The following is a 26824-nucleotide window of genomic DNA, read 5'->3' as shown; positions in this document are numbered from 1 at the left end:
CATATCTGAGAGAAATAGAAAGAGAGGCTTCAACCTCTCTTCTTTTTCTATTCTATTGTTATATACTTCAACTCTACTGAGGCACCATACGGATGTGTTACATAATTTTTCATGTATGGCTTTTGCAGAAATGCTTGCCCTTCAAAATAAAGTGGTCCTAATGTTCCGTCATCAACAAGCATAAGTTTCTCAGCATCCATTAACATTTGCAGACGCTTTTCCTCATCTTTTTCTGCGATTGCATTGTCAATAAAGGCCATATATTCTTCGCTTGAATAACTACCGCGCAGTCCTCTCGGTGGATCACCTTTCCATAAATCCAAAATGTCCAAAGCATCGTTGTAATCAGAACCCCATCTAGAAATACCCATTTGGTAATCATGTTCTCTCATTGCGTCCAAACGTCCGCTGTAAGGTTTCGTTACGATATTAACATCAACGTCAATGTTCTTTTTGAATTGACTTTGAAGGAAAGTCGCGGTATCTTTCGCGATCGTGTCATCCGCAGTCAATATTTCCAATGGCGGAAGTTCCCCACCGATTTCCTCTATTCCTTTTGCCAAATATTCCTTAGCTTTTTCATAATCCGGTTTAATAATATCGCCATTCAACTCACGGAACGTCTTATCATCGTTACCGTGTACACCCGCCGCGACAAGCCCATAAGCAGGTTCAGAACCATTATTCAAGATGTTTTTTGTCAGTACTTCTTGGTCGTAAGCCAATTGAAACGCTTTACGAATATTAACGTTATCAAACGGTTTTTCTAGGAAGTTAAACTGCAGATACCATGATATAAATTCAGTTTCCGTTCCAAATTCCGCATCGTCCTTATACGAGTCAACATCTGCTGACGCTAAATAAACGCGGTCCAAATCTCCAGCCTCATATAAATTCAACGCCGTACTATTCTCCTTGATCACTTTCATTGTCGCTTTATCCAAATCGACATTATCGATATCCCAATAGTGCTCATTCTTCTCCAAGCTCACACCTTGGGCTTGGTTATATTCCGTCATCACAAAAGGTCCATTATATAAAATCGAATCTGCAGTTAATGCAAACTTTTCATCGCCAATCTCATCGATAAACTTTTCATTCAACGGGAAATAAGTAACAAATGCCGTTAAACCAAGGAAAAATGGTGTTGGCGTTTTTAATGTCACTTCCAAAGTTTTTGCGTCTTTTGCATCGATAGCTACCGCGGATTCATCTGCTTCACCCTCGAAAAACTCTTCCCCGCCGACGATATAGTTATAAAGGATATCCGCATAAGCACCTGAAGTATCTGGGTGCATCGCTCGTAACCATGAATACTTGAAATCTTCAGCTGTCACTGGATCACCGTTACTCCATTTGATACCATCTCTTAAATGGAACGTATACGTCAATTTGTCATCGGAAACATCAACACTTTCCGCCATTGCCGGTTCTGGATTATGATCTTTACCTAACCGATACAATCCTTCCATGACGTTATTCAAGATTGAAAATGATATACCATCTGTTGTTAATACTTGGTTTAAATCGGGAATATCATTATTCAAACTAAGATTAGCGACCTTTTCTTTCGCATCATCTTTTCCGGTATCACCGTCATTTTTCTTGGTATCTGAAAATCCACAACCGCTTAAGAAAATCGATAACGCAAGCATGATTGTCAGTACAAGACTAAATCTCTTCTTCATTCGTTTTTCCCCCTTGATAGTTTTTTTAAAAGCTTATTTTTTGTTGCAATAAAACCCTGGTTACGTCGGACGACAATTCAAGAAGTTTTGATAAGCGAAACCTTTAACCTCGTCCTCACTATATCGTTTCAATAATTCATTCAATAAATTCGGATGCTTGGATCCATCTTCCAAATCAATAATTTTAGTAGCAATTCCATCAAAGTCGGAACCCAATCCTACGTGGTTCACCCCGCCCAACGAACAGAAGTGATCGATATGTTCTATCAAATCGGAAATAACCACTTCTTCCCTGTCCTTCACAAACGGGGGATTATAAACGACGTGGATCATACTATTTTTTTCAAACATCGCTCTTGCCTGATCATCAGAAAGATTTCGAACATGATCACAAATCGTTTTGGAATTGGAGTGGCTCGCTATCGGATACTTCGCCTCATCCATGACATCCCAAAAAGATTTCTCACTCAAATGGGATACATCCGTCAAGATTTTATGACGATTGTTGAATTCAATGATTTCACTGCCGAACGATGTAATTCCCGCCGCACGTCTTTCCCGAGCACCATCAGCTGCCAAATTTGAATTATTCCACGTAAGGCCAATTGACCGAACCCCTAATTCATAAAGAATCGTTAATTTTTGAAGGTCATTTCCGATTGCATCGACCCCTTCCAATGTCAATAAAGCCCCAATCTCATTGTCTTGTAAGCGATCAATATCTCCCCATTCCTTGATAATTTTCATAGATGGGTTATTTCCAAGGACATCCGTATAGAAATAATGTATTTGATCTAAAGCAGCCTGGAATTTTTGTTCCGACTTCATTTCCGGGGGAACAAAAATAGCGAATGCTTGTACTTTTACGCCGCCTTTTTTCAGTTTTTCATAACTAGCATCAAGTTCCGCCGCATTTTCAAATTTCGACTTGCCTTTCGAGAAATACAATCTAAGTAACACATCACAATGCATATCGATTACCTGCAAACTTATCCCCTCCTTTTCTACATACTTCGCTGTTGCTTTAAAAACGCCTCGCCTTTACCCGACAATTTCGTACCGCCTCTACCCAGACGTGCATTTAAGAGACCCAATTCCTGCATGATCTCTAACCGAAGCCGTAGTTGCTGATCTGTCAAATTAATTCCTTTGTCGCGTAAACTTATTTTCACTTTTGTCCGACCTATGGATTCGAAGTTTTTCTTCGTTTCTTTATAAATCTCTAAGATTGCCAAGCTTTCTTCTAAAAAACCATGCGCCTCAATTTTCTCGATAATTAAACCCATAGCCTCTGTCGATAATGAACCATTTCCGTTCGAATGCTCGATTATTTTCTTGTCCATAAAATCATTACGTGCATCCCGTGATTTTTCCAATAATGATAACTGTGATTTGAAAAATAGATTCACAAATGAGGTATGGTCCTTCTCAATGTCGAGTAGATTCGCGATTTTCAACACAGTATTGAAATCCAATCCTCTAGGCCCAATATCAATTACATTCGTAAAACCCTTCGGTACCAATTCCATCTCACCGGGAGTCACGATCCAACTGATATTTTCAGGAATTAAACCCGTTGGATCAAAGGCTGTATATTCGTGCTCAAAATATATATTTTCAAGAGAAATGGCTGTTTCTTCCGCATGTTCAACTGTGTCGTTAATAACCAGTATTTGTTGACCTTTTGGCAATTTATAAAGTTCTTTCGTGGCCGCTATGTTTACTTCCCGTTGCGCGATGATGATTGGACATGCTTCTGGAATAAATGAACGTGCAAGCCCTTTTATGATTTCTTTCGACAAGACAACGATATCTTCTTCTGAAATGATGCCTTTCGTCATTTCATGCAAAGTGATCGCTGATAGTTCAACTTTCCCGCCAAAGATATCTACTAATTGATTAACAATAATATCTAAATAACTTTTCTGTATGGATATGATATGAACTTTCCGCATCTCGTTAACATGGCACCCCTTTCCTTCATGAAAATGAGTGCACGCTCTTTTTCAATGTAAACGCTGGACGCAGTTGTCCAATAACTTCATCTCTGCAATTTTTCAACTTAGGATAATGATAATCACGTAAAAGTCCCTTTTGTTTTTCAGTCAGTAACCCTAGCTGCTCTAACACCTCAACCGCAACAGGCGAAGTTGCACGACCCGCACCATCTTCAATTTTAATCGCAATTCCAAGACCAGTTACAAGATCGCCGATACAGTAAACCCCTTCTGCGCCGCCTTTCCCAAACATGCGACCTTCTTCAACTCTCATGAAATCTGAACAAAAACGTTCCGTACCGGCGACCATTTCTGGTGCTGCCATCATTGAGGACGTTACTTGTTCAATTGCTTTTCTTCGCTCCTCTGGTTGAGATGAAGGATTCGCCATTTTAGCAAAGCTCATTGCAAGATTTTTCAGTGGAATACCGTGAACTGGAACACCACAACCGTCAATCCCAATTTCAATTTCATCAACCGGAACTTCAGCCAGATCACTGATTACCTCCATGATTCTTTGTTGAACTGGATGATCCGTCTTATAGTAATCTTCTACACTTTCACCCATATGTATCGCGGTCGCCAACATGCCGCTATGTTTACCCGAACAATTATTGTATTCTGCAGTAACTTCGGTACCGGATTTTATTAATGCATCATAAGTTTCTTTCCATCTCGGCGGATGTGTCCCGCACTTCAAACTACTCGGTGTTAAACCAAGTCGACCAAGAATCGATTTAACACGATCCGTATGCTGATCTTCTCCACTATGGGACGCACAAGCCAATGACAAATCGGCCTGGTCTAATTCATAAGCCGTCGCCGCACCGGTTTCAACAATCGGAATGGCTTGCAACGGTTTCATCGAGGAGCGAGCAAAAGTCACCCGATTCGGATCCCCATTGGAATAAAGAACTTCGCCGTCACCATTCACGACCGCAATATGCCCCCAATGTTCACTTTCAACAAGATTTCCCCTAATCACATCCACTAAATGTTCCGCATCCATGGCATCTTCCCCCTAGTAGTCTATACTTTCTAATTACTCTAACCCACATTACAACACATTACAACCCAATAATTAAATAATTCATCATATTACGAACATCGGGACCTTTCACACAATGGAAAACATGTAATTTTTCCTAATAAAAAATGAGCTAGGTAAATTTTACCCCTAGCTCATTTTTATAGGATTGTTTGCTGTATTACTTTTATAAATGTAATTTTTTAATACAGTAAATCTGTTTATATCCATACAAAATTAGGTACCTGTGCAAGGTGCATTTATGACAATTCACAACTTCGAATAAAAACCCAAAGAGGTATCGACAAAGCGTGACACAGTCGATGCCCCCTTTTATTTTATGCAATTGTAGTGTATTGTTGGAATAGTTTCTTGCACAGGTACCTGAAATTGGGTACCTGAAATTGTTTCTCGTACAGGTACCTGAAATTCGGCACGTTAGGGACTTTCACCCATTAGAGAAAATCGCTACAAAGCACAAAAAGATGCTACTGAATTAAATTCAGTAGCATCTTTTCTATAGTTTAAAATCCGTATTATAATTAACTAATTGCTTTTTCCTTCGCTTCATCTGGTAAAACTTCATTCATACTTCCTGTACGGTATCCCTGTAAATCCAATGATACATACGTAAATCCAAGTGCTGTGAACTTCAGTTGTATTTGATCATGCTGCTTTAGTAGTTTCGGCATCTCCTCAGCAGGAACTTCAATACGCGCCACATTGCCGTGGTAACGAACGCGCACTGTTTCAATCCCAAGCTTCATGATAAATCGCTCTGCTTGGTCTACTTGTTCAATTTTATGCTTATCGATCTTTGTTCCATAAGGAATTCGTGAAGCAAGACTGCATGACGCTGGCTTATTCCAAACTGGAAGCTCAAGTTCTTTGGACAAGGCGCGTACTTCGGTTTTGTATAAACGGGCTTCTTGTAACACACTTCGAACGCCAGCTTCCGTTCTTGCTTTGAGACCCGGTCGGAAATCACCCAAATCATCCATAATCATGCCGTCAAGCACATAGTCGAAGCCTTGCTCTTTTGCTAATTGATTTAAATGGGCATAAAGCAATTTCTTACTGTAATACCAACTATCGGGATTATTGGCTGCAACACCCGGATCTTCTAGTTCCTTAATTTCTGTTTTCAGAACCCGTACACCCATATCTTCCGCAAGTTTTACCGCTTTATCAAATTCCTCTTGACGGAATAACTCCGAACCTACTACAACAGCTAAAACCCGATTTCCAAGTTCCTGCTGTGCACGCTTCAATACCAATGCACTATCTACGCCGCCCGAAAAAGCTACAATTACACTTCCCATATCAGATAGGATTTCACCTAACCGTTCATTCTTCTCATTCAACATTTCATTCATGACACTCGCCTCGCTTTATTTATTTTTATTCTTCTACAAATGGGATCGTTAAAGGTCCTAAAGGTAAAACGGCAATCGACATATTTTCTCCGTATTTTTTCTTTAACTCTTCTACTGTCTGTTCAATATCATGAGATACTTTTAACATTGCCCCTGTTACCTGTTCGTCTGTTAATTTGGAATACACGTATACATCTGCCCATACTTGAATCACCGCTTGTTTTTGTACTTGCCACTGATCAAACATCTTAAATTCAGGGTCATTAATCAGATCCAGTAATTCATGAGGTGATTTTGCGAAATCAAATATCTTCGAATAATTCCCATGATCCGGTAAGCCATCCGAGCACTCGGACGCCATAATGATTGAACCGCCTTCTTTAACAATTTTATGGGCTGCACTCATGCCTTTTACAGCTTGATAGAGATTTTGGTCAAGCGGATAACCTGAATTGGAAGCAATTACAACGTCAAAACGTTCTTCACAACGAAACATCGCATGTTCTTTTGTAAAAGCACACCCCTTATCATGCGCTTCGTAAAGCTCTCCGGCAAAAACTGCCGTAATTTCCTTTTCCCGATTTAAAGTAACATTCAACATAAAATCCGGTTTACACATTGCATTAATCTCGCGTGTCATATCTTGTAACGGATTGTTAACCATATTCCCCCATGTGGAAAGTGGATCCCCTATCATTCTTGCATTATGGAAGGTCATGATCGTTTCGATACCAGCAATACCAGGCATAATTCCCTTTGGCCCTCCTGAAAATCCAGCAAAGAAATGCGGTTCGATGAATCCAGTCACAATGCGGAAATCAGATTCAACATAATCCTTATTTAGATAGACATCGCATCCGAACGTACTTTTACCAAGATTTACAAGCGTCTCTTTGTTGTGACAATCGTTATTGATAATGCGAATATTATCCACTACCCAAGGTCCAAGCATTTGGACAAATTCTTCTCTTGTCTGATCTCGATGTGTGCCTGTCCCATTGATAATTACAAAATTTTCTAGTGGAACATGATCCAACTCTTCTATTAATAAAGGAACCAAAATATGGTTCGGTGTTGGACGTGTAATGTCACTAATGACAATGGAAACGGTATCTGTCGATTTTACGGACTCCTTTAAGGATTCCATGCCTATTGGATTACGCAATGCCTGTCGAACAGATTCTTTTTCATCCTCCACTTTCGGCAAGTTTTTCGGCTCAATTAGAAAAGATTGATCTGGTAACTCTAATTCCAGCCCTTCTTTCCCATATAACAATTCTGTCTTCATCGTTAAAATCACCTTTTCAATATTATTTACGATCATTTAACTGTTTACTGTTTTTTCTAACGTCGCTTTAGTTCTTTTCTGTGTATCAACAATATACTCTTTCGTGCCATCAATACCTCTTTTTCTTTGGTAACGATCCATCAAGATGACACCCAATGGACATAGTAAAGTAGTCGCAATTGTTGATATGGAAATTTGTGCGGTAGCAATCGGTACAATATTTTGTATCGCTTCAAATTCTGCCGGAGTCATTGCACCTGAGGCAACTGCCACAGACGCCGCAGCCGCAATTGCTGCCGGTGTTGCAGCCGCATTACCTGCTGTTGAAGCTTCAGCAATCGGTGCGATATAACTCTTTTCCTTAAATAGTTTAAAGACAAGGATTCCCGCACCACCTGTTAGAACAAATGTTAAAACCGCAAGCGCTAATCCCCCAGCTAATACAGTAGGATTCAGGAAATTTGCCAAGTTCATGCCTGCACCTAACGCAAAAGCAAAAAACGGTATAGTTAGCGACTCCCCGGGCTTTAAAAATTCGCGCATTTTTGGATCCAAGTTTCCTAATAACATCCCAATGCCCAGCGGCAATAATACAGCGATAAACGCAATCATTGGTAAAGCGGTTCCAAGAATCCCCAATGACAAAAGCGTCAAGAAAGGACCATCATTAATCGCAAGAATCGATAACCCACCTACGTCAGAGCGATTTCCATATTGACCTGTTAATGCTGCATACATTCCACTGTTGCTGTTTGTCATTCCCGCAATAATCGCAAGTGAAGATAGACCAAGTATGCCATGCCACGGATCAAAGAAAATGCCGAATGCGATACCAACAGCAAGCCCCGTCAAATATTTAGAACTTGTTAGTAGAAAACCTTTTTTTAAGGCAAGACCACCAACTTTTAAATTCATTTGACTCCCTACGCAAAAAAGAAATAATGCAATAAGGACAAGAGCACTGTCTTTGAATAATTCCTGTGAAAATCCGCCAATTCTTAGAAACTCATAATAACCCGCTTCTGTTTGCGGCGCACCTAGAAATTTGAGGGCTTTCATGACGATTGGAATATGCAATTGATCAATTGTATTAAGTGTAGCACCTAATAATAGCGGAACAACCATTAACCCACCTGGAACCTTTTCAATCGTTTCTTTTATTTTCAAATCAATCTGCCTCCTTCTAGTTCTTTTATCTGACTATAAAAGTATGAACGTATAATTTGTTCTGCGCTTTTTTCTAATAAACTTGCTGCTTGGCTCATAGATTCACAGAGGGTCATCGGTTTATCAACGATGCTGTGAACGCTGACCACACCGTAATCATAAAGAATTTCAATCCCCTTACCCACGGCCCCCGCCAAAATAATTGAAGGTACATTTTCACTCATTGCAGCCTGTGCAACGCCAAGCGGTGTTTTCCCAGAAGCAGTCTGATAATCCACCTGCCCTTCACCTGTAATCACCAAATCCGTGTTTTTTAAATAACCGTGAAAATTAACATATTCTAAAACGACATCAACACCCCGCTCCATTTTCGCGGGAAAGAATGCTTGAAAAGCACCGCCGATGCCACCGGCTGCCCCCGCACCTGGTAGATCGTGTAGAGAAACCCCGGTTACGGTAGCGATTTGATCCGCCCAATGAGACATGTTTTCATCAAGAATTTTCACATCATCTGGAGTGGCTCCTTTTTGTGGTCCAAATATATGGGAAGCACCATTTAAACCAATTAACGGATTTTGTACATCCGACGCAACCAGAAACTTACTATTCTTAATTCTTGAATCAAAATATTGCGTATCGATTCTTTCAATATCCGCTAGTTTGCCTCCGCCGTAACCAACCTCTTTCCCCATCTTATCCAGAAGCTTTAAACCCAACGCTTGAAGCATTCCCGCGCCCCCATCATTTGTCGCAGATCCACCTAAAGCGATAATGAAAGATGAAAATCCATCATCCAACGCTTGCTTGATTAATTGCCCAGCTCCGTACGTCGTTGCGTCTAACGGTGCCAGTTTTCCTTCAGGTACAAGTGCCAATCCAGAAGCACTCGCCATTTCAATGACACATGTTTCACCATCGCCTAGAATTCCATATGCCGCTTTTACCTCATTTCCCAAAGGCCCAACAACGACTACTTCTCGTTTTTCCCCATAAGTCGCAGCAATTAACGTTTCCATCGTCCCTTCTCCGCCGTCTGCCACGGGTAGTAAATGCGTTTCTGCCTCAGCATAAGCATTTTTAACACCTCTGTTTATGGCATTCGCCACTTCAACAGCACTCAGACTGCCTTTAAATGAATCCGGTGCAATAATAATTTTCATAATATCCCCCTAAGAAAACGCTTTCAATTCATTGTGTTAATCATACGAATATTGACGATATTTGTCTATGGCTATACAATACAAAAATACACTAAAAAATACACCAATACTTAGTCACTTTAACTAAAAGGTAGGTAGAGTTCTGTGAATATGCTAACAACAAAGATTGCACTCGAGATCGTAAGGGAGACTTCATTGCGCCTACAGCGAAATATTAATATTATGGATGTCGACGGCATTATTATTGCTGCTATAGATACATCTAGAATAGGGTTAATTCATGAGGGCGCACTTGAGGTACTTCGGAGTGGCAACACGCTTATTATTAATGCCGAAGAAGATAAAACCTGGGAAGTCGCCCAGCCAGGTGTGAATCTGCCCATTGTTTTTCAAGATGAAACCATCGGCGTAATCGGCATTACAGGTAATCCGGATGAAATGAAAGACGTTGGGGAACTCGTAAAAATGACAACGGAATTAATGATTAAACAAGAATTTATCGCATCACAACTGGAGTGGAGGCAGCACACGAAAGATATGATCGTGGGAGAGTTGCTAAAAATAAATCCTTCCTATGCTCAAATCCAACGTGCCATTAGTTTACTGAAATTCGACTTAAGTCCACCATTTCTAACAATCATGATAGAAATAACCGAACGCTCCATTTCCAATCAAGCACTCATCCAAAAATTAGAGGATACGATTGGGAGCCATAATTGTATTGTGAGCTTTATAAATGTCCATCGGATACTCATTACGCTTTGTGGACTCGAAGAAGATGAGGCATACCATTGCGTACACCGTGTCTTTAAAACAATGAAGAATACGGATATTGTATTCAAGATGGCTTATAGTCTCCCTTTCTATAAGCTAGAGAAGTTCAATCAATCCTATTTGGATTGTGATCTTACATTACAAATTAGTGAGGATAGCCAGGAACTGGTTTCTTTTACAAATATCGAAGTCAAATCGCTAATCTATCAATTGGATGATACTTTGTCTAAACGGTTTTCTCGTCGGATATTTAAAGACGGCAACAATTCAGTGAGATCGAAAACACTAAAAGCTTTTTTCGCCAATAGCCTCAATATCCAAAAAACTGCTGATGCCTTATACTTGCATCGAAATACGTTAATTTATCGATTGAACAAGTTTACTGGGGATACAGGATATGACCCTCGGAAATTTGATGATGCATTGAATTTACAGGTTGCTTTGTGGATTGCGGAGAAGGGGGAAGGAAGAGCATAGCTAAAAAAGCTGCATGAATGAATCTTTAACCTAATCATTCTAGTAGAAGGTACAAGTCGCACAGAACCAATTATGACAATTCAACTTAACGAATAAATAAACAAAAGAAATTCATCCGAATGTTAGCCTGGATGAATTTCTTTATTTGTTCATGCAATTGTAGTGTATTGTCTGAATAGTGTCTTGCACAGGTACCCGACACTAAGTGGGTACCCGTCACTAAATTTTTAATAGCCTTTAAAATCAGGTACTCTCTTTTCTGAAAATGCACTTAAGCCTTCCTGAAAATCATAAGAGCGTGTATGGTTTTTTAAAGCTAATAGTTCCAGCCTTAATGCAGTTTCCAGTGGTTGTTCTAAGCCGTCCGTTACAAGTCTTTTAATTTCTCTTAGAACAAGTGGACTTTTTGTTGAGATTTTGTCTGCTATTTTTTGTACAGCCTCAACGAGTTCATCATCAGGAATAACCTCATTCACGAAACCGTAATCCTTCATCTCTTTTGCAGATATAAAATCCCCCGTAAGCAACAAATATTTCGCTCGATTTATCCCTATTTCTCGGGGCAGTCTAACAGCACCGCCGCCACCAGGCAGGACCCCAAAATTGGAATGGCCATCCCCTATTTTTGCTTTTTCAGAAGCAATAACAATATCCGCCGTCATCGCAATTTCCAATCCTCCAGCAAGTGTAATGCCATTTAGTGCAGCGATTAATGGTTTGGATAAATGATTAAGTGCATGAAAAAGTTCTTCGGCGTAATCTAATAAACCCTTTTCACCATCTGGCTTTTTATTCAAATCCACTAAAAGTTCTTTTAAATCAGCACCAGCGCAAAATGCCTTTCCTTTTCCTGACAACACTACTACTCGGATATCATTATTTTGTTCAGCTTCTTGAAGAACTTGAATAAGCCCAGTAATCATTTTTTTTGATAGAGAATTCATCTCTGTTGGTCGATTCAAATAAATCCAAGCAGCTTGCCCCTTTTCTTCATATATAATTGGTTCGTGATTCGCAATTGCCCCATAAACCATTTGTCAAACTCCCCTCTCACTCATCATTATTTAGCTACTAAAGCCGAAATTTCAGTTGTTAACACTTTAACCCCGTCATTTTTACAGGTAATAAGTAATAACGTTACTTCTCCTGAATCCTTTTTTTCTTTCTTTTCAATTACTTTCGCTTTGATGTATAAAACGTCATCAGGATATACTGGTTTCGTAAATCTAAGATTGTTGATGCCTGTTCCGGCAATCACATCCTGTCCCCAAGCACTTACCTCAGTCCACAATTTAAAAGAAAGACTCAAGGTATGTAATCCTGAAGCAATGATTCCGTTAAAAATGCTCTCGCTAGCTTTTTCCTCATCGATATGCATGTATTGTGGATCAAATTGTGATGCAAATTTCATAATTTCTTCCTTACTTATCTTATAAAAACGACTATCAAATGTTTGTCCAATCATTATCTCATCAAATTTCATCCCTTCACCTCATGATGATTTTTATACTGTCTATTGAGATTGATCACGCTTCGGCGTAATTGCAACTAAATTTCATTAAATCATTTTCAATGATAAGTTTTTATATTCATCTTTTAAAGATCGTTTTAATAACTTCCCAGCAGACGTTAAAGGTAACTCGGACCGGAATACAACAAACTTTGGAAGTTTGAAACCAGACAGTCTGATACGACAATAGTCTATGACTTCTTCCTCGGATAATATAACCCCACTTTTTAGCACAACAGCAGCGACTACTGCTTCTCCCCATCGTGTATCAGGGATTCCGAAAACTGCACATTGATAAATATGAGGGTGATTACTAAGAACGTTTTCTACTTCTTGACTGGATACATTTTCTCCACCTGTTTTTACAATGTCTTTCTTTCGGTCCGCAAAATAATAGTTGCCATCTCGATCACGGATTAGAACATCACCCGTATGGAACCATCCGTCACGAAACGCTCTATTATTCGCCTCTTCGTCATTATAATAACCACTTACAACAACTGGTCCTCTCGCAATCTGTTCACCCGGTTCCCCATCTGGAACTTCCTTTCCCAATTCATCAATCAGCTTAATTTCGCAACCTGTATGAGATACTCTTCCTACATATCTTCCATCACCGTTTGGAACTTCATCCCATGTTTTAAACCAACTTCCCGTGAGAGGTGATCCTGTTGTTTCACTTGAGCCTTGAATCGTGAAAAACCTTGCTTTAGGAGATGCTTCATTCCACCCATCCACCATACTTTTAGGAATTGTACTTGACCAGGTGATTAGTTTTTGTAGAGAAGATAAATTATGCTGATCAGCTTCTTTAAGTATTGCTAAATAAAGTGTCGGTGGCAAAGCTGTGAGAGTAACTTTATGCCTTTCCATTAACATTGCGATTCGCGATGGAACTGGTATGTCTGTCATAACTACTGTTAAGCCAACCATATGTGCATTTAACATTAAAGCAAAGCCCGCTATATGAATTAATGGAAGGGAGAGCATCAAAATATCATCTGGTTGAAACGCACCTGCCGCCATATATGAATAATTGGTATATAAACAGTTTCTATGACTTACCATCACGCCTTTTGGAGCAGACTCTGTTCCGCTTGTATAAAAAAGAGCAGCAACATTTTCATCATCTATCGCTACTTCAACTTCATTTGCATTCCCTTTCTTCAATTGACTAAAATCTTCCCAACCAGAAGGAATTTCGGTTGTACGAAGGCTAAAAATTGTTTCAACCTCGCTTAATTCGCTTTCAATCGATTGAACTAGTTCGATATATTCCTTGTCTACAAAAAACATGCGGGGTTTCGAAAATTGAATCAATTGTTTAACTTCTTCTGAATTGAACATAAAATTCAAAGGAGTGTACCAAGCCCCAATTTTTATTAGCGCATAGGATAAAACGACAATCTCAGAATTATTGCGCCCGATTACAGCAATTCGATCACCTTTTTCAATCCCCATTTCTAGTAACGAATTGGCAGTTTGATTAACTTCGTTGTTCAACTCTTCGAACGTATACGTAATTTGTTGCTCTTGTGAATCATAGAAAATTAATGCCGTTTTCGTTGGATATCGATAACTCGACCTTTTTAAGCTATCTCCAATTAATGATCTTTTTAATAAATTTGTTTTAATACTCATTTTACCCTCCCATTAAATTTAATTAGTAAATGCCGGACTGAATATTAAGTTTACTTCATAGAAACTATGGACAATAATATATGGCAGATTTTATGAGTTAACTTTCACATTATATTTTTCTCTTAGTTGAAATTTCATGAGCTTGCCAGATGGATTTCTCGGTAAACAATCTTCAAATATTACTTTTTTCGGAGATTTATAACTTGCTAGATTTTGCTTAGTAAAATCAATCACTTGTTCTTCTGTTAGTTCAGAATCAGCCTTTTTAACGACAACAGCCGTTACAAGTTCACCCCATTTTTCATCTGGAACTCCGATAATCGCCACATCTACAACGTCGGGATGCATACCGACTGTATTTTCAACCTCGATAGAATAAACATTTTCTCCACCGCTAATAATCATATCCTTACTGCGATCGACTAATAGAATATAACCTTCTTCATCTCTCATCGCTAAATCGCCTGTATATAACCATCCATCTTTAATCGTTTGTGCTGTAGCTTCCGGGTTTTTGTAATACCCGTTCATGAGGGACGGGGCTGTCATTATAAATTCTCCAACTTCTCCCACTTCCACGGAATCGCCTTCTGAGTCAACTACATCAACTAATGTAGAGAAAAAAGAGGCTTTTCCAGACATTCCCGCATGTTGTTCATGTTCTTTTGGATAGAGGACAATTCCAGCCGGTCCTGATTCTGTTTGACCACATAAACTATGAAAGTTATTCGAACCAAAATATTCAATGCATCTTCTTACAACATCTTCTGACATTGGGGCTGCGCCGTAAAGCAATCTTTCAATAGTTGAAAAGTTAAAATCTTTTTCTTTAGGAATTTGTAGAAAAGCAATAAACATTGCCGGAACAGCCAACATAGATGTTATTTTATGTTTAGAAATATCTTGCAAAATTGTTCTTGGATTAAATTCTCGGTATATCACCCCAAAGCTGCCAAGATAAATTTGTGTTACAAAACATATCATGAGCTGTGCTCCGTGAAATAGAGGAGCAAAATGTAGCCACCTTTCCTGCGGATGATAGCCCAAAGTCATAATTAATTGTGTCGTTGTATTTCTAATCCGATCATTGTCAAATAATGCACCCTTGGGATAGCCCGTTGTTCCAGAAGTATACATAATTTGAAAATGATCTGTTCCTAAAATTTCTACATTCAGATTTTTAATATTTCCCGAAAGTATATCTTTATATGACTTAAACGCTTTATTCTTTGCCTGTGGCACAGAAATTAAATTTTTTATAGATGAATTTTGATCTATAGCCTTTAAGATTTCCTCTTCAAATTCCGGATCTACAATGATGTGTTTTGAATCGGAGTTATCTATAATATACGAAAGCTCTTTGGATAACAGTCGAAAATTCATTGGCACAATCACTGCACCTATTTTTGCAAGAGCAAAATATGTGATGGCAAAGTAATCAGAGTTTTTCATCATCATTGCAGCATGGTCTCCTTTTTGAATCCCATGTTGGATGAAGCCATGCGCTAACCTGTTGATGCTTTCATTAAATTGTTCATAATTATAATGTCTATCCTCATACAGTAACGCTTCTTTTAACGGATGACGCTGTACATTCACTTCTAAAGCTTGAATAATATTCATCAGCTTCTTCTCCTTTTAGATATATTGTTTTAACCTGCTTACAATTAACCAAAAGTACATTAGATTGTGTTCTATCAACCGTAAAATCTTAAAACTTGTAACTAAACCTGCTTATATAGTGTCACAACACAAGCTCCGCCGAGACCTAAATTATGCTGAAGCGCTACTTTAGCCTTCTTTACTTGTCGTTCACCTGCTTCTCCACGCAAATGCCATACGAGCTCAGTACATTGAGCCAACCCTGTTGCCCCAAGTGGATGTCCCTTTGACATCAACCCTCCAGAGGGATTGACGACAAACTTTCCACCATAGGTATTATCTTGATCATTAATAAACTTCTCTGCTTCACCTTCCGCACAGAGGCCTAAGCCTTCATAAGTAATCACTTCATTCGGTGTAAAACAATCATGTAATTCCACAACATCGACATCTTCTGGACCAATTCCAGCTTTTTCATACACTTGCCTCACTGCGTTCTCTGTCATTTTTCGTCCAACTAAATTAAGGTTATTATCATAAGTGTCAGGCAAATCGGTTGTCATCGATTGAGCGGCAATTTGCACTGATTTATGGATATTATGTTTTTTGGCAAACTGATCGCTGCAGACAATGACTGCTGCCGCTCCACATGTTGGAGGACAAGCCATTAATCTTCTTAATCCTGGGTAGATGACTGGGGAATTCATCACATCATTCAATCCAATTTCATTCGTAAAGAGAGAATAAGGATTGTTAATCGCATGTTTCCTCGATTTCACGGCAACTTTACCAAAAATGTCTCGATTCGCACCGTATTTTTCGAGATATTCTAAACCAGCTGCACCAAATACTTTAAGTGCGACTGGACCTTCTGGTAATTCTTTATTTAATTCATTAAAACCGTTGTAAATCCATTGGAATGGAGAAGTCCTGTCTGACCAATTTTCACCTAAAGCACCTGGCTGCATTTCTTCAAATCCAAAAGCTAGAACACACTCAGTTGAACCAGATTCTACTGCTTGCCGTGCCATATATAATGCTGTCGATCCTGAAGAACAATTATTATTAACATTTATAATAGGAATCCCTGTCATGCCAACCCGGTATAAGGCCGTTTGACCACAAGTACTATCGCCATATACATAACTGGCATATGCCTGTTGAACATCAGAAAAGGAAATCCCCGCATCTGCTAAAGCCCCTGTGATCGCTTTCGACGCCATCATTTCATACGGCTCATTTCTTCCTGGTTTTTCAAATTTCACCATGCTAACTCCAATGACATTTGCTTTCTTTGTCATATGATTACCCCCTAAGTCCTTATTTGTTTACCTTGGAGACATCCGAATGCCGCCATCCAATCGAATCACCTCACCATTTAAATATTCTTGTTCCATAATGAAAGTAGCCATCTCGGCAAATTCACTTGGTTTTCCTAGACGATTTGGAAACTCAACACTTTCTGATAATTTCTTTATGACTTTTTCTGATAAGGTACTTGCCAGTGGCGTTAAAAATAAACCAGGCGCAATTGTATTTACGCGTATACCGAACTGTGATAAATCCCTTGCTATCGGCAACGTCATCCCTGCGACTCCGGCTTTACTTGCACCGTACGCAGCTTGCCCCATTTGACCATCGAATGCTGCTACAGAAGCTGTATTAATGAATACACCTTTTTCACCAGAATCAGTAGTCGGTTCATTATCTTTCATCACATTTGCACATAATCGTAATACATTAAAAGTACCAGTTAGATTAATATCTATAATTTGTTTAAAGTTTTCTAAAGGTAATACACCTATTTTACCAATCGTTTTCCCCGGTGTTCCTACGCCAGCACAATTTACACAAATGTGAATGGCTCCAAAAGCTTCGATTGCAAGATCAATTCCTTTTTGAACAGATTCCTCATCTGTTACATTCACAATTTCATGACGAACATTTCTACCTAGCCGTTCGACTGCTTCTTTTGCTTTTTCTTCATTTAAATCAAAAATTACAACCTTAGCACCCTTCTCTACAAGCTTTTCAACGGTTGCTAAACCTAGTCCCGAAGCTCCGCCAGTTACAACAGCAACTTTCTCTGTTAAATCCATAAGCTCATCTCCTCTCCCTATTAACCTATTAATTACCTAAAACATCTTTGCTAATGATTTCCTTCATAATCTCTGAAGTCCCACCATAAATTCGTTGAACTCTTGCATCGGTATAAGCACGGGAAATTGGATATTCCTCCATATAACCGTAACCGCCAAAAAGTTGCAAACATCCGTCGACAATGCGTCCTTGAGCCTCAGTCGTTGATAATTTTGCTGCACTCGCATCTGCTGTAGTTAACTCTCCCTTTTCTAATAGGTTTAAACAGTGGTTGGCATATGCTCTATTAACTTTTGCTTCAGTTACCATTTCAGCAATTTTATGTCGAATCACTTGAATCTCACTAAGCGATTTTCCGAATGCTTCTCGTTCGTGTAGATATTCTATCGTTATGTCAAGAACCCCCTCCATCGCACCACATGCTCCAATTGCCAAAGTAGTTCGTTCACGGGGCAGTTCGCTCATTAATGCACCAAAACCGCCGTTAAGTAAACCGAGTATTTGACTAGCTGGTACTTTAACATTTTCAAATATTAATTCAGATGTATCGGCAGCGTGGAGACCCATTTTCTTCAGTTTCTTTCCTTTAATCACACCTTCCGTATCAGCATCAACAATAAATAGCGTAATTCCTTTTGAAGCTTTTACATTTTGATTCGTTTTTGCTACTACTACGACAAAATCAAAAAGTTGACCATTCGTAATAAATGTTTTTGAGCCATCGATACTGTATTCACCCGTCGAAACATTGTTATTTGCTGATGTGCTAATTCCCTGCAAATCACTTCCAGCGTTAGGTTCTGTCATTGCTATTGCGCTAATTAATTCACCTGTAGCCATTCCTGATAAATAACGCAACTTTTGCTCCTCTGTCCCGAAGCTTAAAATATAATGGGCTACAATATTTGAATGGACCGATAAACTTCCAGAAATCGAATTAAAACCAAGCCTACTCAATTCATCAATAATGGTTGCGGAATAACTTAAAGGCGCGCCTAATCCGCCATACTTTTCTGGTATATCTACACATAGAAAGCCCGCACTGCCAAATTTTTTCCAAAGCTCTCTTGGAACGACACCCTCTTTTTCCCATCGACTATAAAAAGGGGCGATTTCTTTTTTCGCGAAAGCTTCTACCGACTTTCTTAACAGCATAATTTCTTCTTCAATCTCTTTTAGTTGAGTCATTCTTTTCCCTCCACTCTTAATAGTTCACTAATACTATTGCAAGTTTCATGCCAAGTATCTATCCCTATTAAATGAGGATTAATTTTATTTAATCGTTAACAACCATTGACGATATATTGTAAACTGTAACCAATCACTAACGCTTTACAGTTTACTGATTATTTATTATAGTTGAACTAATCATTTTTTCTAGTTGGAGGGATTTGTTTGTTAGTAATGGATTGTATGACAAAAAACTTTGTTACCTGTACATTGGGTGATCAATTAATTGACTTGCTGCCGAAGTTTATAAATACTCAAGTAAATATGCTGCCAGTTGTTGATGAAAACAATCGTTTAATCGGAATCATTACTAAGAATAAAGTTTTTAGTTTATTAGCAACAAGACCATCATTTGACATAACAATTGAAGAATTTTATATTTCCAATCCAAAGTTCTTGCGACCAACTAATACAATTGAAGAAACAAGGAGTGTTCTACTGAAACATAAAATTGGTCATGCCCCCGTTGTGAATGATGAAATGAAGCCCATTGGAGTAATTTCAACTCAGGAACTACTGCATTCATATAATCTCGTTTATAATCAATTAACTTCAATCATTGATTTTGCCTACGATGCTATCATTCTCGTTAATAATAAGGCAGAAGTAACAATGGTAAATAAAAATTTCACTGATTTATTTTACATAAGCAGTAAAGACATTATGAACAAGTCTACTACTGAAGTGCTCCCAGAATTGGATATAGAAAATGTGATTAAGAACGGAGTAACAATTAACAACACTCCACAGATAATAAATGGACAACAATGTATTATTTCGATAATACCCATAAGTGAAAACGGCGTTACGAATAGTGCTATTTGTAAACTAGCATTTCGTGGATTGAAACATCTACAGGAAGCAGTTACGAAAGTGAAAAAACTTGAAAAACAAGTATCTGCATATAAGGATGAAATATATAGTAGAAAAGGAACAAAATACACTTTATACGATATTGCCGGGGAATCAGATGCAATTCAAAAAATAAAAAATGAAGCGAATTTAGCTGCTAAAAGTATGTCTACTGTTTTAATAACCGGGGAAAGTGGAACGGGCAAAGAGTTATTCGCCCAAGGGATTCATGCTGCATCTTCTCAAATGGGACCATTCATTGAAGTGAATTGTGCTGCTATCCCTCATGAACTACTGGAATCAGAATTTTTTGGATATTCAGGAGGCGCTTTTACAGGTGCTAAAACAGGTGGAATGAAAGGGAAATTTGAACTAGCGCAAAATGGAACAATCTTTTTAGATGAAATCGGGGACATGTCTCTCCCTCTGCAGTCAAAAATATTGCGTGTTTTGCAGGAAAAAGAATTTCAGCCATTAGGTAGTTCAAAAACGATTCACTTGAATACAAAAATCATTGCTGCAACAAATCAAAATCTTGAAAAGCTAATAAGCGAGGGAAAATTTAGAGAGGATTTATACTATCGCATAAATATCATGAGCCTAAAAATTCCACCTTTACGCGAACGAATAGAAGATTTACCTGAAATTATAAATGAAATCATCAATAGACTGAATCAAGAGGGCTTCTATATTAGAGGCGTAACCCATTCCGCTTTAACAAAACTGATGCGCTACTCCTGGCCTGGAAATGTAAGAGAATTACAAAACACTTTAGAAAGAGCGGCTAATATTAGTAAAGGTGATTATATTGATGAGGAAGATATTGCCTCCCTTCCTGGAAATCTAGAAGGCAAATCCATCCCATCCCATCACAATTCTTTTACTTATAAAGAAAGAATTAATTTTAAGGAAAAAGAAATGATTATTTCCGCATTAAAGGAAACCAACGGAAACAAAACAAAGGCAAGTAAGCTACTTGGTATAAGTAGACCGTGGTTTTATAAAAAAATGAAACAATATAAATTAGATTTATGAGGAAGGATTTTGTAGCACACTAACTCACCATTTAAATTAATTGAAAGAGGCGGAGACGACCTAACCTCCGCTTATTCATTAATTATGACGGTGCCTGTAGTCTAGCCCCCTTTTTTCGGACAGTGAATAATTATTGATTAAATCGCCATACTTTCTTTCTTTAAATAAGCGGTCGGCGTTCAAATAACCCAGTCTCTTTTGACTGCGTTCTTCGTTAAAATAAGTAATAAAATTCGGCAAATCATCGATTACTTGCCCAGCTGAATCTACAGGAAACAGATGCGGAAATTCCGTCTTCAAATGAGAGAAGAAACTCTCGATGAATGCGTTATCCCAACAGTTCGCTTTTCTGGACATGCTCGGAATGAACCCAAGCTTTTCAGCCAGCAGATGGTGCCGCATTGAAGAATAGACACTTCCTTGATCCGAATGCAGGATCACTTGCTTCAAGTCTATTAGACCTCTTTTTTCCATTGCTTTCAGGACTGTTTCCTCGACCAGATCCGCATTGGGATGTGTACTGACCGCAAAGCCCACGATTTCGCGATTATGTAAGTCCATGATGACTGAGATAAAGAATTTCACATCTTTTACTGTTAGTTCCGAGAGGTCGGTCACCCATTTGCGGTTGACTAATTCTGCGTTTAAACCGCGGTTTAAAAGGTTGGGATAGATATAGCCAGCACTGGCTTCTTTTTGTACCCGCGTTGATTTAACCCTACGAATCTTTGATTTCAGATTCATTTCACCCATCAATCGGCGAACCCGTTTATGATTGATGATAGTGCCTGCGGCCTTCAGTTCACCTGAAATATGTTTCGCGCCGTAGGTGCCTCCGCTTTTGTCATATGTTTTCTGGATTTCTTCCATGTCTTGCTCATCCCGCTCAGTCATTGTCTTTGCGGGTCGTTTTAAATAGCTGTAATAGCCGCTTTTGGATACACCTATAGCTTTACAGATCAGTGCGACGGAATGATCCTTTCTCAATAACGACATGGCTTCATACCGCTTGCTCATTCGTTCTCCTTGAGAAAGGCCTGGAACTTTTTTAGGATTTCAATCTCCTCCAGCTGCTCGTTGTATCGTTTTCCGATTTTTTTGAGCTGCTTCAATTCTTTTTGGGTTTCTTCCTGCGCTACGTAATCTGTTCGTTTATTAAAACTTAATCCATCTCTACCATACAGCTGATAGTTTCGTATCCAGATATTAACAGAATTCAAGGAAACATCCTTTTCCAAGGCCATCTCTTTTCGCTTTCGACCATTTTCAAGCACCCCTAATACGACCCAAAGCTTCTTCCCACACCCCATACCCAGGTCCATTCAAATGAATTCCATCTATAGTCCATTTTTCATTCAGTTCATCATTTCCATCCACGAACAATGAATAAAGATCGATATATGTATATCCGCTTTCAGATGCGAGTTTTCTTAAGTTATCATTCAACCACAAAATATCCTCTTTATTAACATCTTTGTAAGTTAGATCGGAATTGGTAGGCAACAAGCTTTGAATATACACTTCTGTGTTTGGGGTGTCTTTTTTGATTTCTTCTATAATAGATGTGTAATTCTTTAAAATGTCATCTCTAGACACGCCATTAATGAGATCGTTGATGCCAATCATAATAAATATTTTTGAAGGTTTTAGATTTGTAGTTTCTTTTAAACGATATAGTACACCAGATGTTGTATCGTCTCCGATCCCTTGATTACCGATATTCACTTCCGGAAAAGACTCCGCCCATTCGTTGTAATCAGTTAAACTATCTCCTAAAAAAATGGCGTCCTTCTCTTCACTTTCTTTAAATATAGATAACCGCGTTTTGTAATAGTCATCAAATTCATTATCCGATACCTTTGCAGATACATAATCCATCACATAAGGAATTCCTCCCTTCAGATGAATCGCATACCCGATTATCGCGAAAAGAATAAGGTTCAGAACGATTGATGAAATAGCTAGCTTTCTATACATACTTTCAAATCCCCTTTCAATGGTAAGTTTTGAGACGTTTTTTTAGATGTTTGAGAGGTACCTGTGCAAGGCGCAATTATGACAATTCCAGAACTTGAATAAAAAGCCAAAGAGATCTCGACAAAGCGTTATACAGTCGGTACCCCCTTCTCACTTTATGCAATTGTAGTGTATTTTTCGAATTGTTTCTTGCACAGGTACCTATTGTTTGTTATGCTAACTAGGAACAAAGCTATAAACAACTTCATACTAATTTGACCATTAGGGGAATCCTTTTAAAGGACTGAGAGACGAGTTTTTACTCCGATACCCTTATTACCTGAACAGGTTTGTACCTGCGGAGGGATGTGGCGCGTCTTCTTACTTGTGCATAAATTTGCCTTTGACAGACCACTTTCCTACCGGGAGAGTGGTCTTTTTGCGTTTAAAGGAGGAACGACGTGAAACTGATTGCTGTAACGGATGACCGATTGTCCATTCACAAATTAGCGGAGACGCTTCTAGCGATTGAACCGTATATCGACGCGGTTATCTTACGCGAGAAATCAAAAACTGATCGCGAAGTGTTTGAATTAATACATAAGCTAAAGCTGGATGGTTTTGACAAAACAAAAATAATCGTGCACGGGCGTGCGGATCTTGCTTCACTCACTAACATTCACAAAGTGCAGCTACCCGGACATGGATTGCCGTTGCCACTTTTAAAGGAGCATTTCCCTTCGCTATCATTTGGAAAATCAGTCCATTCATACGAAGAAGCTAAAACGGCTATGAGTGAAGGCGCAGATTGGGTTTTGTACGGTCATTTATATGAAACTGGCTCGAAAGCTCTCTTACCACCACGCGGAACAGATGAACTAAACAAAATTATTTCAGCATTAGCAATTCCTGTTTATGCAATTGGTGGAATCAAACCAAGCCATATTGAAAATTTGGCTGTAGATGGTGTTGCCGTTATGTCGTCGATTTTCGGTAGCGACAGCGCAATCACAGCTGCAAAATCCTATTATGATGCGATGAATACTAAAAGGGGGAATTTATTATGACCATAACAATCGATTTAAATGGCAATTCGCATGAAATACCGTCAGATGTCGGGAACGTTCAACAATTACTTGAAAATCTCAATCTCGCAGACCGAATTCTCATCGTCGAATTAAATAAAGAGATTGTCGCAAAAGATGCTTATGACGCGCCAATCAAGGACCGGGATCAAATCGAAATTATTCACTTTGTTGGAGGAGGATGACCATGCTGAAAATTGCAGATAAAACATTTTCATCACGATTATTATTAGGGACTGGAAAATACCCGTCATTTGAAACGCAGAAAGAAGCGGTTCGTGTTTCAGAAGCGGAAATTTTGACGTTTGCGGTGAGACGGATGAACATATTCGAACCGTCGCAACCAAATTTTCTTGAACAACTTGACTTGTCGACATATACATTATTGCCAAACACGGCGGGTGCGAAAACAGCGGAAGAAGCTGTGCGCATCGCGAAACTCGCGAAGGCTTCGGGACTCTGCGACATGGTGAAAGTTGAAATTATCGGGTGTGATCACTCTTTATTGCCAGATCCTGTCGAGACATTGCGCGCGACCGAAATGCTTTTGGAAGAAGGATTCATCGTGCTGCCGTATACGTCGGATGATGTTGTTCTTGCACGTCGATTATGCGAGATGGGTGTTCACGCGATTATGCCTGGTGCTTCCCCGATTGGATCAGGACGAGGCATTTTGAACCCGCTAAACTTGTCTTTTATTATCGAACAATCGGATGTGCCCGTAATTATCGATGCCGGTATCGGCTCCCCGAAAGACGCGGCATATGCGATGGAACTTGGTGCGGACGCCGTGTTATTGAATACTGCCGTATCGGAAGCGAAAGATCCCGTGAAAATGGCGATCGCGATGAAGCTTGCAATTGAAGCGGGACGCCTCGGGTATGAAGCTGGGCGTATGCCTGAACGTGATTATGCAGTCGCAAGTAGTCCGATGGAAGGGTTGCTACCAAATTGAAAGAACGATATTCACGTCAAGAACTATTCGACCCAATTGGTGAAGAAGGACAGGCATTAATTCGCGAATCAAGTGTATTCATCCTAGGGGCTGGTGCACTTGGCTCTTCTGCCGGCGAAATGCTCGTCCGCGCCGGTGTCGGACGTATCACAATCGTCGACCGCGACATTATTGACTGGACCAATTTACACCGCCAACAACTGTACACCGAACAAGACGTCATCGATCAGTTGCCGAAAGCCGTCGCGGCGGAAAAACGATTGACGGCCATTAATAGCGATGTTGATGTAACTGGGATTGTCGTTGATGTGACGCCCGATAATGTACTGGATTTGATTCGGGGACATGATTTCATTGTAGACGGAACGGATAATATCGAAATCCGGCTGCTTGCCAACGACGCGGCGTTAAAGCTCGGGGGCATCCCCTTTTTCATGGGGGCTTGCGTCGGCAGTTACGGGCTGACCTTCCCGATTGGAATTAAAGAAGGACAACCTTGTCTTCACTGTTTACTTGAAACATTACCCGCACAGACGATGACATGTGACACTGTTGGCGTCATTAGCCCAATCGTTGTCACAACAGCTGCACGCCAAGTTGCGGACGTACTAAAATATGTAACCGGCACTCAATTTCAACCGAAACTTGAGTCTACAGACTTGTGGACGGGTGAACGTGCGTCGATTGATGTCAGCAAGTTGAAGAAGGATAGTTGTCCGAGCTGTTCTGCGAATCCCACCTATCCATTTCTTTCAGCCAGGGATTCGATGCGGACAGCAGTACTATGCGGACGCGACACTGTCCAACTATCATGGCCGGAAAGTCGTCAATTTGAACTCGATTCTTTCGCTGAATCCATTCGTGGAACCGTGTCAAAACTCGTTCATAACCCACATCTGCTCGCTTGTGAATACAGCGGACATCGACTCGTTCTATTTCGCGACGGGCGCATGCTCGTACACGGGACGAAGAATATTGTGGCGGCGAAGAAAATTGCTGCGGGCTTGTTGGGATAAATTAATAAAGAAGAATCCGCATTCATCACGGATTCTTCTCTTACTTTGAAGTATCACTTGCTAAATAGATAATCTTCCAAAGCGCCTTCCCACTCCACATACCCAGATCCATTCAAATGAACACCATCGATAGTCCATCGTTCATCCAACTTATTATTTCCATCTTCGAACAATGAATAAAGATTGATATATGTATGTCCGTGGTCAGATGCAAGTTTTCTCAAGTTATCGTTCAACCACAAAATATCATCTTGATCGATTTTTTTGTAGGTCATATCAGAATTGGTAGGCAACAAGCTTTGTATATACACTTCTGTATTCGGGCTATCTTTTCTAATCTCTTCTATAATAGATGTGTAATTATTTAAAATGACATCTCTAGACACACCGTCAATGAGATCATTGATACCAATCATAATAAATATTTTAGAAGGTTTTAGATTTGTAGTTTCTCTCAAGCGATACAGCACACCAGATGTTGTATCGTCTCCAATCTCCTGATTCCCGACATTCGAATCCGGAAAAGCCTCCGCCCATTCATTATTATCAGTTAAACTATCCCCTAAAAAAACGATGGCCTTTCCTTCACTTTCTTTAAATATAGATAAACGCGTATTATAATAGTCATCAAATTCATTTTCCTTATTAGTATCCGACAGCTTCGCAGAAACAAAATGCACCACATAAGGAATGCCACCCTTCAGATAAATGGCATACCCAATCACGGCGAAAAGAATAAAGTTCAAAACGATTGATGAAATAGCCAGCTTTCTATACATATTTTCAAATCCCCCTTCAAGTGCAATTTTGAAACGTTTAAAACATACCGTTTGAATGGTACCTTTGAAAGGTACCTGTGCAAGACCCATTTATGACAATTCACGAATG

Annotated in this window: 25 protein-coding genes and 1 riboswitch; of the genes, 6 read left to right on the top strand and 19 right to left on the bottom strand. The window is 39.4% G+C overall.

What is annotated here, in order from left to right; genetic code table 11:
• Nucleotides 1–47: 47 nt before the first annotated feature.
• The 8 genes from JSQ81_RS16180 to JSQ81_RS16145 all read right to left on the bottom strand — a co-directional run bounded on the left by JSQ81_RS16180 (nucleotide 48) and on the right by JSQ81_RS16145 (nucleotide 9703).
• Nucleotides 48–1688: a peptide ABC transporter substrate-binding protein gene (locus tag JSQ81_RS16180; RefSeq protein WP_212605040.1), complete on the bottom strand. Its 1641-nt coding sequence runs from the start codon at nucleotides 1686–1688 to the stop codon at nucleotides 48–50.
• A 60-nt stretch (nucleotides 1689–1748) separates the two neighbouring features.
• The gene (locus tag JSQ81_RS16175; protein WP_212605039.1) at nucleotides 1749–2675 is read right to left on the bottom strand and encodes a dipeptidase; all 927 of its coding nucleotides are present in this window, start codon (nucleotides 2673–2675) and stop codon (nucleotides 1749–1751) included.
• Between the two features lie 17 nt (nucleotides 2676–2692).
• Nucleotides 2693–3643, bottom strand: coding sequence for a winged-helix domain-containing protein (locus JSQ81_RS16170; RefSeq protein ID WP_212605038.1), 951 nt, complete (start codon nucleotides 3641–3643; stop codon nucleotides 2693–2695).
• A gap of 25 nt (nucleotides 3644–3668) precedes the next feature.
• Nucleotides 3669–4694, bottom strand: coding sequence for an asparaginase (locus tag JSQ81_RS16165; RefSeq protein ID WP_212605037.1), 1026 nt, complete (start codon nucleotides 4692–4694; stop codon nucleotides 3669–3671).
• A 560-nt stretch (nucleotides 4695–5254) separates the two neighbouring features.
• Nucleotides 5255–6088, bottom strand: a complete 834-nt coding sequence (larE, locus tag JSQ81_RS16160) for an ATP-dependent sacrificial sulfur transferase LarE (RefSeq protein WP_212605036.1) — start codon at nucleotides 6086–6088, stop codon at nucleotides 5255–5257.
• 25 nt (nucleotides 6089–6113) lie between these two features.
• Entirely contained in the window at nucleotides 6114–7376 is a 1263-nt protein-coding gene (larA, locus tag JSQ81_RS16155; protein ID WP_212605035.1) for a nickel-dependent lactate racemase, read from the bottom strand.
• A gap of 36 nt (nucleotides 7377–7412) precedes the next feature.
• Complete coding sequence (locus JSQ81_RS16150; RefSeq protein ID WP_212605034.1) at nucleotides 7413–8543, bottom strand: 2-keto-3-deoxygluconate permease; 1131 nt, start codon at nucleotides 8541–8543, stop codon at nucleotides 7413–7415.
• Nucleotides 8540–9703: a glycerate kinase gene (locus JSQ81_RS16145; RefSeq protein WP_212605033.1), complete on the bottom strand. Its 1164-nt coding sequence runs from the start codon at nucleotides 9701–9703 to the stop codon at nucleotides 8540–8542. The genes JSQ81_RS16150 and JSQ81_RS16145 overlap by 4 nt, the downstream gene beginning before the upstream one ends.
• A 150-nt stretch (nucleotides 9704–9853) precedes the next feature.
• On the opposite strand from JSQ81_RS16145, the gene JSQ81_RS16140 reads away from it, so the two are divergent.
• Nucleotides 9854–10954 carry a CdaR family transcriptional regulator gene (locus JSQ81_RS16140; protein WP_212605032.1) on the top strand — a complete coding sequence of 367 codons (1101 nt, stop codon included), beginning with the start codon at nucleotides 9854–9856 and terminating at the stop codon, nucleotides 10952–10954.
• Between the two features lie 227 nt (nucleotides 10955–11181).
• On the opposite strand, the gene JSQ81_RS16135 is transcribed toward JSQ81_RS16140, so the two are convergent.
• The 7 genes from JSQ81_RS16135 to JSQ81_RS16105 form a co-directional block, all read right to left on the bottom strand.
• A complete protein-coding gene (locus JSQ81_RS16135) occupies nucleotides 11182–11988 on the bottom strand; it encodes an enoyl-CoA hydratase/isomerase family protein (RefSeq protein ID WP_212605031.1) in 807 nt (268 codons plus the stop codon).
• A 26-nt stretch (nucleotides 11989–12014) separates the two neighbouring features.
• A complete protein-coding gene (locus JSQ81_RS16130; protein WP_212605030.1) occupies nucleotides 12015–12437 on the bottom strand; it encodes a MaoC/PaaZ C-terminal domain-containing protein in 423 nt (140 codons plus the stop codon).
• Nucleotides 12438–12512: 75 nt separating this feature from the next.
• Nucleotides 12513–14105 (bottom strand): AMP-binding protein, encoded by a 1593-nt coding sequence (locus tag JSQ81_RS16125; protein WP_212605029.1) that lies wholly within the window; start codon nucleotides 14103–14105, stop codon nucleotides 12513–12515.
• A gap of 90 nt (nucleotides 14106–14195) precedes the next feature.
• Nucleotides 14196–15728, bottom strand: coding sequence for a class I adenylate-forming enzyme family protein (locus JSQ81_RS16120; RefSeq protein ID WP_212605028.1), 1533 nt, complete (start codon nucleotides 15726–15728; stop codon nucleotides 14196–14198).
• Nucleotides 15729–15829: 101 nt separating this feature from the next.
• Nucleotides 15830–17008: a lipid-transfer protein gene (locus JSQ81_RS16115; protein ID WP_212605027.1), complete on the bottom strand. Its 1179-nt coding sequence runs from the start codon at nucleotides 17006–17008 to the stop codon at nucleotides 15830–15832.
• 27 nt (nucleotides 17009–17035) lie between these two features.
• Nucleotides 17036–17806 carry an SDR family NAD(P)-dependent oxidoreductase gene (locus JSQ81_RS16110; RefSeq protein ID WP_212605026.1) on the bottom strand — a complete coding sequence of 257 codons (771 nt, stop codon included), beginning with the start codon at nucleotides 17804–17806 and terminating at the stop codon, nucleotides 17036–17038.
• A 28-nt stretch (nucleotides 17807–17834) separates the two neighbouring features.
• Nucleotides 17835–18995, bottom strand: a complete 1161-nt coding sequence (locus JSQ81_RS16105) for an acyl-CoA dehydrogenase family protein (protein WP_212605025.1) — start codon at nucleotides 18993–18995, stop codon at nucleotides 17835–17837.
• A 216-nt stretch (nucleotides 18996–19211) separates the two neighbouring features.
• On the opposite strand from JSQ81_RS16105, the gene JSQ81_RS16100 reads away from it, so the two are divergent.
• On the top strand, nucleotides 19212–20924 hold the full coding sequence (locus JSQ81_RS16100; protein ID WP_249336740.1) for a sigma-54-dependent Fis family transcriptional regulator: 1713 nt from the start codon (nucleotides 19212–19214) through the stop codon (nucleotides 20922–20924).
• Nucleotides 20925–21002: 78 nt separating this feature from the next.
• Here the strand turns inward: JSQ81_RS16100 and JSQ81_RS16095 are convergent, their stop codons facing one another.
• The 3 genes from JSQ81_RS16095 to JSQ81_RS16085 are packed head-to-tail and all read right to left on the bottom strand — an operon-like array spanning nucleotide 21003 to nucleotide 22901.
• Nucleotides 21003–21941, bottom strand: coding sequence for an IS3 family transposase (locus tag JSQ81_RS16095; protein ID WP_212605023.1), 939 nt, complete (start codon nucleotides 21939–21941; stop codon nucleotides 21003–21005).
• Nucleotides 21938–22198, bottom strand: coding sequence for a hypothetical protein (locus JSQ81_RS16090; protein WP_212605022.1), 261 nt, complete (start codon nucleotides 22196–22198; stop codon nucleotides 21938–21940). The genes JSQ81_RS16095 and JSQ81_RS16090 overlap by 4 nt, the downstream gene beginning before the upstream one ends.
• The gene (locus JSQ81_RS16085) at nucleotides 22191–22901 is read right to left on the bottom strand and encodes a GDSL-type esterase/lipase family protein (RefSeq protein WP_212605021.1); all 711 of its coding nucleotides are present in this window, start codon (nucleotides 22899–22901) and stop codon (nucleotides 22191–22193) included. The genes JSQ81_RS16090 and JSQ81_RS16085 overlap by 8 nt, the downstream gene beginning before the upstream one ends.
• A 253-nt stretch (nucleotides 22902–23154) precedes the next feature.
• A riboswitch (TPP riboswitch) is annotated at nucleotides 23155–23264 on the top strand.
• Nucleotides 23265–23341: 77 nt separating this feature from the next.
• On the opposite strand from JSQ81_RS16085, the gene JSQ81_RS16080 reads away from it, so the two are divergent.
• From JSQ81_RS16080 to JSQ81_RS16065, 4 genes are read left to right on the top strand one after another with little or no spacing between them, the layout of a single operon-like run.
• A complete protein-coding gene (locus JSQ81_RS16080; protein WP_212605020.1) occupies nucleotides 23342–23947 on the top strand; it encodes a thiamine phosphate synthase in 606 nt (201 codons plus the stop codon).
• On the top strand, nucleotides 23944–24150 hold the full coding sequence (gene thiS, locus JSQ81_RS16075; protein WP_212605019.1) for a sulfur carrier protein ThiS: 207 nt from the start codon (nucleotides 23944–23946) through the stop codon (nucleotides 24148–24150). The genes JSQ81_RS16080 and thiS overlap by 4 nt, the downstream gene beginning before the upstream one ends.
• A gap of 2 nt (nucleotides 24151–24152) precedes the next feature.
• Entirely contained in the window at nucleotides 24153–24920 is a 768-nt protein-coding gene (locus JSQ81_RS16070; protein ID WP_305849467.1) for a thiazole synthase, read from the top strand.
• The gene (locus JSQ81_RS16065) at nucleotides 24917–25936 is read left to right on the top strand and encodes a ThiF family adenylyltransferase (protein ID WP_212605017.1); all 1020 of its coding nucleotides are present in this window, start codon (nucleotides 24917–24919) and stop codon (nucleotides 25934–25936) included. The genes JSQ81_RS16070 and JSQ81_RS16065 overlap by 4 nt, the downstream gene beginning before the upstream one ends.
• Nucleotides 25937–25989: 53 nt before the next feature.
• On the opposite strand, the gene JSQ81_RS16060 is transcribed toward JSQ81_RS16065, so the two are convergent.
• Complete coding sequence (locus JSQ81_RS16060; protein WP_212605016.1) at nucleotides 25990–26715, bottom strand: GDSL-type esterase/lipase family protein; 726 nt, start codon at nucleotides 26713–26715, stop codon at nucleotides 25990–25992.
• Nucleotides 26716–26824: the final 109 nt, after the last annotated feature.

Origin of the sequence: Sporosarcina sp. Marseille-Q4063, from assembly GCF_018309085.1 — a bacterium.
Classification (GTDB): Bacteria; Bacillota; Bacilli; order Bacillales_A; family Planococcaceae; genus Sporosarcina.
This window is presented reverse-complemented; position numbering and strand designations above follow the sequence as displayed.

Excerpts from the sequence above, each read along its gene's own strand:
- JSQ81_RS16180 (WP_212605040.1), bottom strand. The coding sequence starts at position 1,688 with ATGAAGAAGAGATTTAGTCTTGTACTGACAATCATGCTTGCGTTATCG.
- JSQ81_RS16170 (WP_212605038.1), bottom strand. The coding sequence starts at position 3,643 with ATGCGGAAAGTTCATATCATATCCATACAGAAAAGTTATTTAGATATT.
- JSQ81_RS16165 (WP_212605037.1), bottom strand. The coding sequence starts at position 4,694 with ATGGATGCGGAACATTTAGTGGATGTGATTAGGGGAAATCTTGTTGAA.
- larE (WP_212605036.1), bottom strand. The coding sequence starts at position 6,088 with ATGAATGAAATGTTGAATGAGAAGAATGAACGGTTAGGTGAAATCCTA.
- larA (WP_212605035.1), bottom strand. The coding sequence starts at position 7,376 with ATGAAGACAGAATTGTTATATGGGAAAGAAGGGCTGGAATTAGAGTTA.
- JSQ81_RS16145 (WP_212605033.1), bottom strand. The coding sequence starts at position 9,703 with ATGAAAATTATTATTGCACCGGATTCATTTAAAGGCAGTCTGAGTGCT.
- JSQ81_RS16140 (WP_212605032.1), top strand. The coding sequence starts at position 9,854 with ATGCTAACAACAAAGATTGCACTCGAGATCGTAAGGGAGACTTCATTG.
- JSQ81_RS16135 (WP_212605031.1), bottom strand. The coding sequence starts at position 11,988 with ATGGTTTATGGGGCAATTGCGAATCACGAACCAATTATATATGAAGAA.
- JSQ81_RS16130 (WP_212605030.1), bottom strand. The coding sequence starts at position 12,437 with ATGAAATTTGATGAGATAATGATTGGACAAACATTTGATAGTCGTTTT.
- JSQ81_RS16125 (WP_212605029.1), bottom strand. The coding sequence starts at position 14,105 with ATGAGTATTAAAACAAATTTATTAAAAAGATCATTAATTGGAGATAGC.
- JSQ81_RS16120 (WP_212605028.1), bottom strand. The coding sequence starts at position 15,728 with ATGAATATTATTCAAGCTTTAGAAGTGAATGTACAGCGTCATCCGTTA.
- JSQ81_RS16115 (WP_212605027.1), bottom strand. The coding sequence starts at position 17,008 with ATGACAAAGAAAGCAAATGTCATTGGAGTTAGCATGGTGAAATTTGAA.
- JSQ81_RS16110 (WP_212605026.1), bottom strand. The coding sequence starts at position 17,806 with ATGGATTTAACAGAGAAAGTTGCTGTTGTAACTGGCGGAGCTTCGGGA.
- JSQ81_RS16105 (WP_212605025.1), bottom strand. The coding sequence starts at position 18,995 with ATGACTCAACTAAAAGAGATTGAAGAAGAAATTATGCTGTTAAGAAAG.
- JSQ81_RS16100 (WP_249336740.1), top strand. The coding sequence starts at position 19,212 with ATGGATTGTATGACAAAAAACTTTGTTACCTGTACATTGGGTGATCAA.
- JSQ81_RS16095 (WP_212605023.1), bottom strand. The coding sequence starts at position 21,941 with ATGAGCAAGCGGTATGAAGCCATGTCGTTATTGAGAAAGGATCATTCC.
- JSQ81_RS16085 (WP_212605021.1), bottom strand. The coding sequence starts at position 22,901 with ATGTATAGAAAGCTAGCTATTTCATCAATCGTTCTGAACCTTATTCTT.
- thiS (WP_212605019.1), top strand. The coding sequence starts at position 23,944 with ATGACCATAACAATCGATTTAAATGGCAATTCGCATGAAATACCGTCA.
- JSQ81_RS16070 (WP_305849467.1), top strand. The coding sequence starts at position 24,153 with ATGCTGAAAATTGCAGATAAAACATTTTCATCACGATTATTATTAGGG.
- JSQ81_RS16060 (WP_212605016.1), bottom strand. The coding sequence starts at position 26,715 with ATGTATAGAAAGCTGGCTATTTCATCAATCGTTTTGAACTTTATTCTT.